The organism is Enterobacter sp. 301B (assembly GCF_003850715.1).
Taxonomy (GTDB): Bacteria; Pseudomonadota; Gammaproteobacteria; order Enterobacterales; family Enterobacteriaceae; genus Enterobacter; species Enterobacter intestinihominis.
In genome coordinates this window covers 108088-121731 of the sequence record NZ_PQTC01000004.1, presented here as the reverse complement: position 1 = coordinate 121731, position 13644 = coordinate 108088, and the positions used below count along the sequence as shown (strand labels likewise).

Annotated in this window: 13 protein-coding genes; 10 read left to right on the top strand and 3 right to left on the bottom strand. The window is 54.6% G+C overall.

What is annotated here, in order from left to right:
- The first annotated feature begins 40 nt into the window (after positions 1–40).
- The 9 genes from murC (at position 41) to mutT (ending at position 10758) form a co-directional block, all read left to right on the top strand.
- A complete protein-coding gene (gene murC / locus C3451_RS06140) occupies positions 41–1516 on the top strand; it encodes a UDP-N-acetylmuramate--L-alanine ligase (protein ID WP_022647046.1) in 1476 nt (491 codons plus the stop codon).
- Positions 1509–2429, top strand: coding sequence for a D-alanine--D-alanine ligase (locus C3451_RS06135; protein ID WP_023330111.1), 921 nt, complete (start codon positions 1509–1511; stop codon positions 2427–2429). The genes murC and C3451_RS06135 overlap by 8 nt, the downstream gene beginning before the upstream one ends.
- A gap of 1 nt (position 2430) precedes the next feature.
- Positions 2431–3273, top strand: a complete 843-nt coding sequence (gene ftsQ / locus C3451_RS06130) for a cell division protein FtsQ (protein WP_003856342.1) — start codon at positions 2431–2433, stop codon at positions 3271–3273.
- Positions 3270–4526 carry a cell division protein FtsA gene (gene ftsA / locus C3451_RS06125; protein WP_003856340.1) on the top strand — a complete coding sequence of 419 codons (1257 nt, stop codon included), beginning with the start codon at positions 3270–3272 and terminating at the stop codon, positions 4524–4526. The genes ftsQ and ftsA overlap by 4 nt, the downstream gene beginning before the upstream one ends.
- 62 nt (positions 4527–4588) lie before the next feature.
- The gene (gene ftsZ / locus C3451_RS06120; protein ID WP_022647048.1) at positions 4589–5740 is read left to right on the top strand and encodes a cell division protein FtsZ; all 1152 of its coding nucleotides are present in this window, start codon (positions 4589–4591) and stop codon (positions 5738–5740) included.
- Between the two features lie 101 nt (positions 5741–5841).
- Complete coding sequence (lpxC, locus tag C3451_RS06115; RefSeq protein WP_006810110.1) at positions 5842–6759, top strand: UDP-3-O-acyl-N-acetylglucosamine deacetylase; 918 nt, start codon at positions 5842–5844, stop codon at positions 6757–6759.
- 280 nt (positions 6760–7039) lie between these two features.
- Positions 7040–7543 carry a secA translation cis-regulator SecM gene (secM, locus tag C3451_RS06110; protein WP_032621757.1) on the top strand — a complete coding sequence of 168 codons (504 nt, stop codon included), beginning with the start codon at positions 7040–7042 and terminating at the stop codon, positions 7541–7543.
- Positions 7544–7602: 59 nt separating this feature from the next.
- On the top strand, positions 7603–10308 hold the full coding sequence (gene secA, locus C3451_RS06105; RefSeq protein ID WP_045622469.1) for a preprotein translocase subunit SecA: 2706 nt from the start codon (positions 7603–7605) through the stop codon (positions 10306–10308).
- 57 nt (positions 10309–10365) lie between these two features.
- Positions 10366–10758, top strand: coding sequence for an 8-oxo-dGTP diphosphatase MutT (gene mutT, locus C3451_RS06100; RefSeq protein WP_032625594.1), 393 nt, complete (start codon positions 10366–10368; stop codon positions 10756–10758).
- A 34-nt stretch (positions 10759–10792) separates the two neighbouring features.
- Here mutT and yacG read toward each other — a convergent pair whose 3' ends face one another.
- From yacG to coaE, 3 genes are read right to left on the bottom strand one after another with little or no spacing between them, the layout of a single operon-like run.
- A complete protein-coding gene (yacG, locus tag C3451_RS06095) occupies positions 10793–10987 on the bottom strand; it encodes a DNA gyrase inhibitor YacG (RefSeq protein WP_003856332.1) in 195 nt (64 codons plus the stop codon).
- Between the two features lie 9 nt (positions 10988–10996).
- Positions 10997–11740 (bottom strand): cell division protein ZapD, encoded by a 744-nt coding sequence (gene zapD, locus C3451_RS06090; RefSeq protein WP_022647052.1) that lies wholly within the window; start codon positions 11738–11740, stop codon positions 10997–10999.
- Positions 11740–12360, bottom strand: coding sequence for a dephospho-CoA kinase (gene coaE / locus C3451_RS06085; protein ID WP_022647053.1), 621 nt, complete (start codon positions 12358–12360; stop codon positions 11740–11742). Before coaE ends, zapD begins: the two co-directional genes overlap by 1 nt.
- 228 nt (positions 12361–12588) lie before the next feature.
- Between coaE and C3451_RS06080 the strand changes: the two genes are divergently transcribed.
- The gene (locus tag C3451_RS06080; protein ID WP_022647054.1) at positions 12589–13632 is read left to right on the top strand and encodes a GMP reductase; all 1044 of its coding nucleotides are present in this window, start codon (positions 12589–12591) and stop codon (positions 13630–13632) included.
- Positions 13633–13644 lie beyond the last annotated feature (12 nt).

Sequence of the window (13644 nt, the reverse complement as noted above, 5' to 3'; positions counted from 1 at the left end):
GCTGCACGATTTTTTTGAAGTAGTCGATGGCGTTTAGAGAATGAATACACAACAACTGGCAAAACTGCGTTCTATCGTGCCCGAGATGCGTCGCGTCCGGCACATTCACTTTGTCGGCATCGGTGGTGCTGGCATGGGCGGTATTGCCGAAGTGTTAGCTAACGAAGGCTATCAGATCAGCGGGTCTGACCTGGCGCCAAACCCTGTTACGCAGCAGCTGGCGTCGCTGGGGGCGACTATCTATTTCAATCATCGCCCGGAAAACGTGAGCGATGCGAGCGTGGTTGTAGTGTCCAGCGCGATCTCCGCGGATAACCCGGAAATCGTTGCGGCGCATGAGGCGCGCATTCCGGTGATCCGTCGCGCGGAAATGCTGGCGGAACTGATGCGTTTCCGTCACGGCATTGCGGTGGCCGGTACGCACGGTAAAACCACAACAACAGCGATGGTCTCCAGCATTTATGCGGAAGCGGGTCTCGACCCAACGTTCGTTAACGGTGGTCTGGTGAAAGCCGCTGGCGTGCATGCGCGTCTGGGCCACAGCCGTTATCTGATTGCGGAAGCGGATGAAAGCGACGCGTCGTTCCTGCATTTGCAGCCGATGGTGGCTATCGTCACCAATATCGAAGCTGACCATATGGATACCTACCAGGGCGACTTCGAGAACTTAAAGCAGACCTTTATTAACTTCCTGCACAACCTGCCGTTCTATGGCCGTGCGGTGATGTGCGTGGACGACCCGGTGATCCGCGAGCTGCTGCCGCGCGTCGGGCGTCAAATTACCACCTACGGCTTCAGCGAAGACGCTGATGTACGCGTGGAAGATTATAAGCAGATTGGTGCGCAGGGACATTTCACCCTGGCACGCCAGGATAAAGAGCTCCTGCATGTCACCCTGAACGCGCCGGGACGTCACAATGCCCTGAATGCGGCGGCGGCGGTGGCTGTTGCAACGGAAGAAGGCATTGATGATGAGGCGATCCTGCGCGCGCTGGAAAGCTTCCAGGGAACGGGCCGTCGCTTCGACTTCCTGGGTGAGTTCCCACTGGAGCCAGTAAACGGTAAGCCAGGTTCTGCGATGCTGGTCGATGACTACGGTCACCATCCGACGGAGGTGGACGCAACCATCAAAGCGGCACGCGCGGGTTGGCCGGAAAAGAATCTGGTCATGATCTTCCAGCCGCACCGTTACACACGTACCCGCGATCTGTATGACGATTTTGCCAACGTCCTTTCGCAGGTCGATACCCTGCTGATGCTGGATGTTTATGCCGCGGGTGAAGCGCCGATTCCGGGCGCGGACAGTCGGTCTTTATGTCGTACCATCCGCGGACGCGGTAAAGTGGACCCTATCCTGGTCCCCGACCCGGTGCAGGTAGCTGAAATGCTTGCCCCGGTCCTGACGGGTAACGATCTCATCCTGATTCAGGGTGCGGGAAATATCGGCAAAATCGCCCGTACCTTAGCTGAAATCAAACTGAAGCCGCAAACTCAGGAGGACGAGCGTCATGGCTGATAAGATTGCTGTCCTGTTTGGCGGCACTTCCGCCGAACGCGAGGTTTCTCTGAATTCGGGCGCTGCCGTGCTGGCGGGCCTGCGTGAAGGTGGTGTGGACGCGCATCCGGTTGATCCGAAAGAGGTGGACGTTACGCAGCTGAAAGCGATGGGCTTCGATAAAGCCTTTATCGCGTTGCATGGCCGCGGCGGTGAAGACGGCACGTTGCAGGGGCTGCTGGAGCTGATCGGTATGCCGTACACCGGCAGTGGCGTGATGGCATCCGCTATCTCCATGGATAAACTGCGCAGCAAACTGCTGTGGCAGGGGGCGGGTCTGCCCGTTGCGCCATGGGTTGCACTGACGCGCCGTGAATTTGAATTGGGCTTGTCGGACAGCGTTAATACACGCATTGCGGCACTGGGCTTACCGGTTATTGTGAAGCCTAGCCGTGAAGGGTCGAGCGTGGGAATGTCCAAAGTTGATAAAGCTGTAGATTTGGCTGACGCTTTAGCACTGGCATTTCAACATGATGAAGAAGTTCTGATTGAAAAATGGCTTAGCGGGCCGGAATTTACCGTCGCGATGCTTGGTGAAGAAATTTTACCGTCAATACGCATCCAACCCGCCGGAGTCTTCTATGATTATGAGGCGAAGTATCTCTCTGATGAGACGCAATATTTCTGCCCAGCTGGCCTTGAAGCACAACGTGAAGCGGAATTACAGTCTCTGGTGCTTAAAGCCTGGAATGTTTTAGGATGCCGAGGCTGGGGACGAATTGATGTGATGCTTGACGGTGATGGGCAATTTTATCTGCTGGAAGCAAACACGTCTCCGGGTATGACCAGCCATAGCCTTGTGCCGATGGCGGCGCGTCAGGCGGGAATGAGCTTCTCGCAATTAGTCGTACGTATTCTGGACCAGGCGGGCTGATATGTCTCAGGCTGCGTTGAACACGCGCAACCGCGATGACGAAGAAGAATATTCTTCTTCGCGCCGGAGTAATGGAACGCGTCTTGCAGGGATTATCTTCCTGCTCGGGGTGCTGTGCACCGTGTTTATCAGCGGCTGGATGGTGCTGGGCTGGATGGAAGACGCACAGCGGTTGCCGCTGTCGAAGCTGGTAGTGACCGGAGAGCGTCACTACACGCGTAACGATGACATTCGCCAGTCAATTCTGGCGCTGGGGTCGCCTGGCACCTTTATGACGCAGGACGTCAACATTATCCAGAGTCAGATTGAACGTCTGCCGTGGATAAAACAGGCGAGTGTCAGAAAGCAATGGCCTGATGAATTGAAGATTCATCTGGTTGAATATGTGCCGATTGCGCGTTGGAATGATCAGCATATGGTTGACGTAGACGGAAATTCGTTCAGCGTCCCGAGCGATCGTGTCAACAAGCAGAATTTACCGATGTTGTATGGCCCGGAAGGCAGCGAAAACGAAGTATTGCAGGGTTTTCGTGAGATGGGGCAGGTGCTGGCTAAGGATCGCTTTACGTTAAAAGATGCTGCGATGACGGCGCGCCGTTCCTGGCAGCTGACCTTAACGAATGGCATTAAGCTCAATCTTGGCCGCGGCGACACAATGAAACGTCTGGCGCGTTTTGTAGAACTTTACCCGGTTTTACAGCAGCAGGCGCAGACGGATGGCAAACGGATAAGCTACGTTGATTTGCGCTATGACTCAGGCGCAGCAGTCGGTTGGGAGCCGGCTCCGGTCGAGGAACCTAATCAGCAACAAAATCAGGCACAGGTACAGGCAGAACAACAATGATCAAGTCGACGGACAGAAAATTGGTAGTAGGACTGGAGATTGGCACCGCGAAGGTTGCCGCTTTGGTAGGGGAAGTTCTGCCCGACGGTATGGTCAATATCATTGGCGTGGGCAGCTGCCCTTCCCGTGGTATGGATAAAGGTGGGGTAAACGACCTTGAGTCGGTGGTGAAATGCGTTCAGCGCGCCATCGACCAGGCTGAATTGATGGCAGATTGCCAGATTTCCTCTGTCTATCTGGCTCTTTCTGGTAAGCACATCAGCTGCCAGAATGAAATCGGTATGGTGCCGATTTCTGAAGAAGAAGTGACGCAGGAAGACGTTGAGAACGTTGTCCACACGGCGAAATCTGTGCGTGTTCGCGACGAGCACCGTGTGCTGCATGTGATCCCGCAAGAATACGCGATCGACTACCAGGAAGGTATCAAGAATCCGGTCGGTCTGTCGGGCGTACGTATGCAGGCAAAAGTGCACCTGATCACATGTCACAACGATATGGCGAAGAACATTGTAAAAGCCGTTGAACGTTGTGGCCTGAAAGTTGACCAACTAATTTTCGCCGGACTTGCCGCGAGCTATTCCGTGCTGACCGAAGACGAACGTGAACTGGGCGTCTGTGTGGTCGATATTGGTGGTGGTACAATGGACATGGCTGTCTATACCGGCGGTGCGTTGCGCCACACCAAAGTGATCCCGTACGCCGGGAATGTGGTGACCAGCGATATCGCTTACGCCTTTGGTACGCCACCGAGCGATGCAGAGGCGATTAAAGTGCGCCACGGTTGCGCGCTGGGCTCTATCGTCGGCAAAGACGAGAGCGTTGAAGTGCCGAGCGTAGGCGGTCGACCGCCGCGCAGCCTGCAACGCCAGACGCTGGCAGAGGTAATTGAGCCGCGTTATACCGAGCTGCTCAACCTGGTCAACGAAGAGATTTTGCAGTTACAGGAACAGCTTCGCCAGCAGGGTGTGAAACATCATCTCGCAGCGGGGATTGTATTAACCGGCGGGGCAGCGCAAATTGAAGGTCTTGCGGCCTGCGCTCAGCGCGTGTTCCATACGCAGGTGCGTATTGGTGCGCCGCTGAATATCACCGGTTTAACGGATTATGCTCAGGAGCCGTACTATTCAACGGCGGTGGGCCTGCTGCACTACGGGAAAGAATCCCATTTAAGTGGTGAGGCAGAGGTGGAAAAACGCGTCTCGGTGGGGTCGTGGGTCAAACGACTTAACACCTGGTTGCGAAAAGAATTTTAATTTTTTAAGAGACCGGAGAGAATTAGCGGTCTCGGGCGACAGGCACAACGGAGAGAGAGATTATGTTTGAACCTATGGAATTAACCAACGACGCGGTGATTAAAGTCATCGGCGTCGGTGGCGGCGGCGGTAACGCCGTAGAGCACATGGTGCGCGAGCGCATCGAAGGTGTTGAATTCTTCGCGGTGAACACCGATGCGCAGGCGCTGCGTAAAACGGCTGTTGGCCAGACGATTCAGATCGGTGGTGGCATCACCAAAGGTCTGGGAGCAGGGGCTAACCCGGAAGTGGGCCGCAACGCGGCTGAAGAAGATCGTGAAGCGCTGCGCGCTGCACTGGACGGTGCAGACATGGTCTTCATCGCAGCGGGTATGGGTGGCGGTACAGGTACCGGTGCAGCACCCGTTGTGGCGGAAGTCGCTAAAGATTTAGGTATTCTGACCGTTGCTGTCGTGACCAAGCCTTTCAACTTTGAAGGTAAGAAGCGTATGGCTTTCGCGGAGCAGGGTATCACCGAGCTGTCCAAGCACGTGGACTCTCTGATTACCATTCCGAACGACAAGCTGCTGAAAGTACTGGGTCGCGGTATCTCTCTGCTGGACGCCTTTGGCGCGGCAAACGACGTGCTGAAAGGCGCGGTTCAGGGTATCGCTGAACTGATTACCCGTCCTGGCCTGATGAACGTTGACTTTGCAGACGTTCGCACCGTGATGTCCGAGATGGGCTACGCGATGATGGGCTCTGGCGTGGCGAGCGGTGAAGACCGTGCGGAAGAAGCCGCTGAAATGGCGATCTCTTCTCCACTGCTGGAAGATATCGATCTGTCTGGCGCGCGCGGCGTGCTGGTCAACATTACCGCTGGCTTTGACCTGCGTCTGGATGAGTTCGAAACCGTGGGTAACACCATCCGTGCATTCGCCTCTGACAACGCTACCGTTGTTATCGGTACGTCCCTTGACCCGGAAATGAATGACGAACTGCGTGTGACTGTTGTGGCCACCGGTATCGGTATGGACAAGCGTCCTGAGATCACCCTCGTGACCAACAAACAGACTCAGCAGCCGGTGATGGATCGTTACCAGCAGCACGGTATGTCGCCTCTGACTCAGGAGCAAAAACCGGCTGCGAAAGTGGTGAACGACCCGACTCCACAAACGGCAAAAGAGCCAGATTATCTGGATATCCCGGCGTTCCTGCGTAAGCAAGCTGACTAAGAATTGGCTGGAATTTGGGGATTTGCGCTCTTTGTGCTAAACTGGCCCACCGTTAGTGATATACACTCTCGGTTGGATAGTTAATTTGGCGAGATTATACGATGATCAAACAAAGGACACTTAAACGTATCGTTCAGGCGACGGGTGTCGGTTTACATACCGGCAAGAAAGTCACACTGACGTTACGCCCTGCGCCGGCCAATACCGGGGTCATCTATCGTCGCACCGACTTGAATCCACCGGTAGATTTTCCGGCCGATGCCAAATCTGTGCGTGATACTATGCTCTGTACTTGTCTGGTGAACGAGCATGACGTGCGGATTTCTACCGTAGAGCACCTGAACGCCGCCCTGGCGGGTCTGGGTATCGACAACATTATAGTTGAAGTCGATGCGCCAGAAATCCCGATCATGGACGGGAGTGCTGCTCCGTTCGTTTATTTGTTGCTGGATGCCGGCATCGAAGAACTGAACTGCGCGAAGAAATTTGTTCGCATTAAAGAGACCGTTCGCGTCGAAGATGGCGACAAATGGGCTGAATTCAAACCGTACAATGGTTTCTCGTTGGACTTCACCATCGATTTTAACCATCCGGCGATTGACTCCAGCACCCAGCGCTATGCGATGAACTTCTCTGCGGATGCGTTCATGCGTCAGATCAGCCGAGCACGTACCTTCGGCTTTATGCGTGATATCGAATATCTGCAATCCCGCGGCCTGTGCCTGGGCGGCAGCTTCGATTGTGCCATCGTTGTTGACGATTATCGCGTACTGAACGAAGATGGCCTGCGTTTTGAAGATGAATTTGTCCGTCACAAAATGCTGGACGCGATCGGCGACCTCTTCATGTGTGGTCACAACATCATTGGTGCCTTTACCGCGTTTAAATCCGGTCATGCACTGAACAACAAACTGTTGCAGGCCGTCCTGGCAAAACAGGAAGCCTGGGAATATGTGACCTTCGAAGACGAAGCTGAACTGCCGCTGGCGTTCAAAGCCCCGACTATGGTCCTGGCGTAACGGTTAAAGCCGTTTCGTAAGAAAAGCGACTGGTTCACCTGGTACTCTCTCCGACCAGGGAAGCCAGTCGTTTTTATTTCTGCCCTTTCTGGATTTGTCTCTCTCACCCCTGGCCTGTGTTGGGTGCCAAATAACGGTGTGTTCGCTGCATTAATGACCGTTTTTACCTGCTGCAAGGTGTCATTCCTGCTGTCGTGTATTGGCTTTAGTGGTAATATCTGGGCGCTAAAAAAGAATAACTGAACTCAGCCTGCACTGGCGGGCGAACGTGGTGGAGCAAGTGAGCGGAATACTGACGCGCTGGCGACAATTTGGCAGACGTTACTTCTGGCCGCATCTCTTATTGGGGATGGTCGCGGCGAGTCTCGGCTTGCCTGTGCTCAGCAACAGCGCAGACGCGGCAACGCCAGCACGTTCCACGACGACCAAACACGATCTCACCACGCGGGTTAACTTCACTAATCTCGCATGGCTTGAAGCCAACCGTCGTCCCAATTTCTCCGTTGATTACTGGCAGCAACACGCGATTCGCACGGTTATTCGCCATCTGTCGTTCGCGATGGCGCCGCAGACGATGCCTGTTGCTGAAGAAACGCTGCCGGTCCAGGCTCAGCACCTTGCTCTGCTCGATACGCTCAATGCGCTTCTGACGCAGGACAACCAGCCGCCTGTGACCGTGAGTCAGACGGCGCAAACTGCTTTTGTTTCCCCCGCATCCTTCTCTGTTTCGACCTGGATTAGCCAGGTTCACGGCATCCGTGCCGGGCCTCAACGCCTCAGCTAAATTAACCCTTTTTCAATACCTTAATTTATCTGCCCGACTGGGGCGTTTGAGATTTTATTATGCTAATCAAATTGTTAACCAAAGTTTTTGGTAGTCGTAACGATCGTACCCTGCGCCGCATGCGCAAAGCTGTGAACGTCATCAACGGTATGGAACCGGCGATGGAGAAGCTCTCTGATGATGAACTGAAAGCAAAAACCGCGGAGTTCCGTGCGCGTCTGGAGAAAGGCGAAACCTTAGAAAGCCTGATCCCGGAAGCCTTTGCCGTAGTACGTGAGGCCAGTAAACGCGTGTTCGGCATGCGTCACTTCGACGTGCAGCTGCTGGGCGGGATGGTGCTCAACGAGCGCTGCATCGCGGAAATGCGTACCGGTGAAGGTAAAACCCTGACTGCAACGCTGCCGGCTTACCTGAATGCGCTGACGGGTAAGGGCGTTCACGTTGTTACCGTCAACGACTATCTGGCGCAACGCGACGCCGAAAATAACCGTCCACTGTTCGAATTCCTCGGCATGACCGTGGGCATTAACATGTCCGGCCTGCCGGCACCTGCGAAGCGTGAAGCGTATAACGCGGACATCACCTACGGCACCAACAACGAATACGGCTTCGACTACCTGCGTGACAACATGGCGTTCAGCCCTGAAGAGCGCGTCCAGCGTAAACTGCACTATGCGCTGGTGGATGAGGTTGACTCCATTCTGATCGATGAAGCGCGTACCCCGCTGATCATCTCCGGCCCGGCCGAAGACAGCTCCGAGATGTACCGTAAAGTCGACAAAATCATTCCACACCTGCTGCGTCAGGAGAAAGAAGACTCCGATACTTTCCAGGGTGAAGGTCACTTCTCCGTGGATGAAAAAGCGCGTCAGGTCAACCTGACCGAACGCGGCCTGGTGAAAATCGAAGAGCTGCTGGTGGCTGAAGGCATTATGGAAGAGGGCGAGTCTCTGTACTCCCCGAGCAACATCATGCTGATGCACCACGTAACGGCTGCACTGCGCGCGCACGCCCTGTTCACCCGCGACGTTGACTATATCGTTAAAGACGGTGAAGTCATCATCGTCGATGAACACACCGGTCGTACCATGCAGGGACGTCGCTGGTCCGATGGTCTGCACCAGGCCGTGGAAGCGAAAGAAGGCGTGGATATTCAGAACGAAAACCAGACGCTGGCCTCTATCACCTTCCAGAACTACTTCCGTCTGTACGAGAAGCTGGCGGGGATGACCGGTACCGCAGATACCGAAGCGTTTGAGTTTAGCTCCATCTATAAGCTGGATACCGTGGTAGTACCAACCAACCGTCCAATGATCCGTAAGGATATGCCGGACCTGGTATACATGACCGAAGCGGAAAAAATCCAGGCGATCATCGAAGATATTCGCGATCGTACCGCGAAGGGCCAGCCGGTTCTGGTGGGGACCATCTCCATCGAGAAATCTGAAGTGGTGTCTAACGAGCTGACCAAGGCGGGCATCAAGCACAACGTGCTGAACGCCAAGTTCCACGCTAAAGAAGCAGATATCGTTGCGCAGGCGGGTTACCCGGCTGCCGTAACCATCGCTACCAACATGGCGGGTCGTGGTACCGATATTATGCTCGGCGGTAGCTGGCAGGCCGAAGTGGCCGAGCTGGAAAACCCAACCCCGGAGCAAATCGCGCAGATAAAAACCGACTGGCAGGTGCGTCACGACGCGGTGCTGGCATCCGGTGGTCTGCACATCATTGGTACCGAGCGTCATGAATCTCGTCGTATCGATAACCAGCTGCGCGGTCGTGCGGGCCGTCAGGGTGATGCCGGTTCTTCCCGTTTCTATCTGTCTATGGAAGATGCGCTGATGCGTATTTTCGCCTCTGACCGTGTGTCCGGCATGATGCGTAAACTGGGCATGAAACCTGGCGAAGCGATCGAGCACCCGTGGGTTACCAAAGCGATTGCCAACGCCCAGCGTAAAGTAGAAAGCCGCAACTTCGATATTCGTAAGCAGCTGCTGGAATATGATGACGTTGCCAACGACCAGCGTCGTGCGATCTATACCCAGCGTAACGAACTGCTGGACGTGTCCGACGTGAGCGAAACCATCAACAGCATTCGCGAAGATGTGTTCAAAGCCACTATCGACGCGCACATTCCACCGCAGTCTCTGGAAGAGATGTGGGATATCGAAGGCCTGCAGGAACGTCTGAAAAACGACTTCGACCTCGAACTGCCAATCAAAGAGTGGCTGGACAAAGAGCCTGAGCTGCACGAAGAGACCCTGCGCGAGCGTATCTACGAAACCGCGCTGGACGTCTATAAGCGTAAGGAAGAAGTGGTTGGCGCTGAGATGATGCGTCACTTCGAGAAAGGCGTAATGTTGCAGACCCTGGACTCCCTGTGGAAAGAGCACCTGGCGGCGATGGACTACCTGCGTCAGGGTATCCACCTGCGTGGATATGCGCAGAAAGATCCGAAGCAGGAGTACAAGCGTGAATCCTTCTCCATGTTTGCTGCCATGCTGGAGTCGCTGAAGTATGAAGTCATCAGCACTCTGAGCAAAGTTCAGGTGCGTATGCCGGAAGAAGTGGAAGCGATGGAGCAGCAGCGTCGTGAAGAAGCTGAGCGTCTGGCACAGATGCAGCAGCTGAGTCATCAGACCGATGAGAGCGAAGCCGCAGCGGCAATCGCAGCGCAGACGGGCGATCGTAAAGTCGGTCGTAACGATCCGTGCCCATGTGGTTCCGGCAAAAAATACAAGGCGTGCCATGGCCGTCTGAGCTAAGAACATAACAAAACGAAAAGGCGCAGATATCTGCGCCTTTTTTATGGAAGTGACATGATGAAAACACTGCAAATTGCTGTCGGGATCATTCGCAACCCGCAAAACCAGATCTTCATTACCCAACGTGCCGCCGATGCGCATATGGCCAACAAATGGGAATTCCCCGGCGGAAAAATCGAATCAGGTGAAACGCCGGAGCAGGCGCTGGTGCGTGAGCTTCAGGAAGAGGTGGGGATCACCCCGCATGGCGCAACGCTGTTCGATAAGCTGGAGTACCAGTTTCCGGACAGGCACATCACGCTGTGGTTCTGGCTGGTGGAAAACTGGGAAGGTGAGCCATGGGGAAAAGAGGGGCAGCCGGGTAACTGGATTGAGCTTCAGGCCAGCGATGCGGAAAAATTCCCGCCTGCCAATGAGCCTGTGATCCTCCGGCTGGTCGCACAACCGTAGGCCTGCTAAGCGAAGCGCCAGCAGGCTTTAAATGTTACTGCTGGTTTTCGCTCCAGTCATCGCTATCCGAGAGATCGCCTTCGCTCGGAATGCGTTTCTCTTCCGCCGCCCATTCGCCCAGGTCTATAAGTTGACAGCGTTTGCAGCAGAATGGGCGAAATGGACTCACTTCTCCCCAGACGACAGTTTTCCCACAGGTTGGGCAGTTTACGGTGGTTACGTCAGACATCGGCACTCCTTAACAACAGGCCAGTTCAAAATCGAGGCGTTCCGGCACGGTGCCATGCTCACTGTCCAGCGGCATAAAGCGGATCGCGAAACGGCTTTTATGTCCGGAAATTTGCGGGTAAAGCTGCTCGCCAAGAGAGAGATTCAAACGCAGAAGATCGGCGTCGTCGCCGTTATCCTGATAAAAACCGTTGAGACTGGTCTGCTTGCGGAACGGGGCAGAGTTACGCACAAGATCGAGGATCAGGGATAACGTTTGATTCATCGGCTCCAGACTGCCCATCCAGCTGTTTACCTGGCGATCGCGCTGTTCCTGCGGCATGTGCAGCCACATATGCAGCGTTGGAAGGTCAAAGCTACAGCAACCGCCCGGTATGCTCAGACGCTGACGCACCAGCGCAATCAGACGGTCCTCGCGTAAAAATTGTCCAACGCGCGGCGCGGCCATCAGCGTCGCGCTGCTGTTTTTTAGCTGCTGGCGTAAAGCGTCAATTCGACTTTTATCTACGCCCGGTACTTCGGCCCAGGCCTGTAATTTACGCTGCTGGCGCTCCAGCTCTTTCAACAGCTCAGTGCGGACATCGCCGCGTTCAATCACATCCAGCAGATCGCCCACGTTGCGGAAAAAATGCAGCGCGGTGGCGTGATCGTTGACGGGCAGATGTTGTGAAAGTTGTTGAATAAGAAATTCTATGCGTAGCCAGGTACGCATTTTTTCGTTAAGCGGATGCTCAAAAAGGATATGAGTCGACATTATGGTTTTTCCTGTGCAACGGCCTGCGCGGCGAAGGTCAGATACTGCGCGTGCAGACGAGCAACATCCGATGCAATGGCATCTGGTGCGCCGTTATTATCAATAACATCATCCGCAACGGCGAGGCGCGCTTCGCGCGTGGCCTGTGCGGCAAGAATTTGTTCAGCATGCTCGCGTGAAACATGGTCACGCGCCATGGTTCTCTGGATTTGCGTTTCGCGGGAAACGTCAATCACCAGCGTTCTGTCTGCTTTATTTTGAAGCTGATTTTCCACCAGTAACGGGATCACCCACAACACATAGGGCGAACTGGCTGCGGCAATCTGACGCTGAGTTTCCTGGTGGATAATGGGGTGGAGCAGGGCATTAAGCCAGGCTTTTTCCGCCGGATCGGAAAATATGCACTCACGCAACTGCCGACGATTCAGGGTGCCGTCAGCCTGTATCACACGGCGACCAAAATGCGCTTCGATGGCGTTTAAGGCGGGTGTATTGGGTTCTACCACCTGACGGGCAATGATATCGGCGTCGATAATCGTGATGCCGAGACGAGCAAACGCGTGCGCAACGGTGCTTTTACCACTACCGATGCCGCCGGTTAATGCGACGATATACCCCATTAAATCAGATCCTGGGAATTATTCAGTTTTAAAATCAGTTGCTTAAAATTCAAACTTACAACAGCCAATGTTTAGCTCTCTTTACCCGCTTTTTACCAGGTAAATTTATAGGATTGTAGCGTAAAAAAAGAGAATTTCGCAGTCTTGCGGAGCAGGTATTAGTGCGTATGATAGCGTCACTGGAGTTGTGCTTTTAATATATTTGCCTCTAACCCCAGGAATCCGCACATGCGTATTGAAGAAGATCTGAAGTTAGGTTTCAAAGACGTTCTTATCCGCCCTAAACGCTCTACACTGAAAAGTCGCTCAGACGTTGAACTCGAACGTCAATTCACCTTTAAGCATTCCGGTCAGACGTGGTCTGGCGTGCCGATTATCGCGGCCAACATGGACACCGTCGGGACCTTCGAGATGGCGACCGCGCTGGCGCAATTCGACATCCTTACTGCGGTACATAAACACTACAGCCCTGAGGAGTGGAATGCGTTTGTCGCCTCCGCCTCGGCTGACGTGGTGAAGCATGTGATGGTCTCGACCGGTACGTCTGATGCAGATTTCGAGAAAACCAAACAGATCCTGAACGCCAATCCGGCGCTGAATTTTGTCTGCATTGACGTGGCAAATGGTTATTCCGAGCATTTCGTCCAGTTCGTCAGCAAGGCGCGTGAAGCCTGGCCAACCAAAACCATCATCGCGGGCAACGTGGTGACCGGTGAAATGTGTGAAGAGCTGATCCTCTCCGGGGCCGACATTGTGAAAGTAGGCATTGGCCCGGGGTCCGTTTGCACCACGCGCGTGAAAACCGGTGTGGGTTATCCGCAGCTGTCTGCGGTAATTGAATGCGCTGACGCCGCGCACGGTCTGGGCGGCCAGATCATCAGCGACGGTGGCTGCACCATGCCAGGCGATGTGGCGAAAGCCTTCGGCGGCGGCGCGGACTTCGTGATGCTCGGTGGCATGCTGGCCGGCCACGAAGAGAGCGGTGGTACCGTGGTGGAAGAGAACGGTGAGAAATTCATGCTGTTCTACGGAATGAGCTCTGAATCTGCGATGACCCGTCACGTGGGTGGTGTCGCAAAATACCGTGCGGCGGAAGGTAAAACCGTGAAGCTGCCACTGCGCGGCCCGGTCGAAAACACGGCGCGCGATATCCTCGGCGGTCTGCGTTCTGCCTGCACCTACGTGGGGGCTTCCCGCCTGAAAGAGCTGACTAAACGCACGACGTTTATCCGCGTTCAGGAGCAGGAAAACCGCGTATTTAATAGCCTCTGACGGCTACGGCTG

What these genes read in the sequence shown, in the direction of transcription:
- murC (WP_022647046.1), top strand. Translation starts at nt 41, where the DNA reads ATGAATACACAACAACTGGCAAAACTGCGTTCTATCGTGCCCGAGATG.
- C3451_RS06135 (WP_023330111.1), top strand. Translation starts at nt 1,509, where the DNA reads ATGGCTGATAAGATTGCTGTCCTGTTTGGCGGCACTTCCGCCGAACGC.
- ftsQ (WP_003856342.1), top strand. Translation starts at nt 2,431, where the DNA reads ATGTCTCAGGCTGCGTTGAACACGCGCAACCGCGATGACGAAGAAGAA.
- ftsA (WP_003856340.1), top strand. Translation starts at nt 3,270, where the DNA reads ATGATCAAGTCGACGGACAGAAAATTGGTAGTAGGACTGGAGATTGGC.
- ftsZ (WP_022647048.1), top strand. Translation starts at nt 4,589, where the DNA reads ATGTTTGAACCTATGGAATTAACCAACGACGCGGTGATTAAAGTCATC.
- lpxC (WP_006810110.1), top strand. Translation starts at nt 5,842, where the DNA reads ATGATCAAACAAAGGACACTTAAACGTATCGTTCAGGCGACGGGTGTC.
- secA (WP_045622469.1), top strand. Translation starts at nt 7,603, where the DNA reads ATGCTAATCAAATTGTTAACCAAAGTTTTTGGTAGTCGTAACGATCGT.
- mutT (WP_032625594.1), top strand. Translation starts at nt 10,366, where the DNA reads ATGAAAACACTGCAAATTGCTGTCGGGATCATTCGCAACCCGCAAAAC.
- yacG (WP_003856332.1), bottom strand. Translation starts at nt 10,987, where the DNA reads ATGTCTGACGTAACCACCGTAAACTGCCCAACCTGTGGGAAAACTGTC.
- zapD (WP_022647052.1), bottom strand. Translation starts at nt 11,740, where the DNA reads ATGTCGACTCATATCCTTTTTGAGCATCCGCTTAACGAAAAAATGCGT.
- coaE (WP_022647053.1), bottom strand. Translation starts at nt 12,360, where the DNA reads ATGGGGTATATCGTCGCATTAACCGGCGGCATCGGTAGTGGTAAAAGC.
- C3451_RS06080 (WP_022647054.1), top strand. Translation starts at nt 12,589, where the DNA reads ATGCGTATTGAAGAAGATCTGAAGTTAGGTTTCAAAGACGTTCTTATC.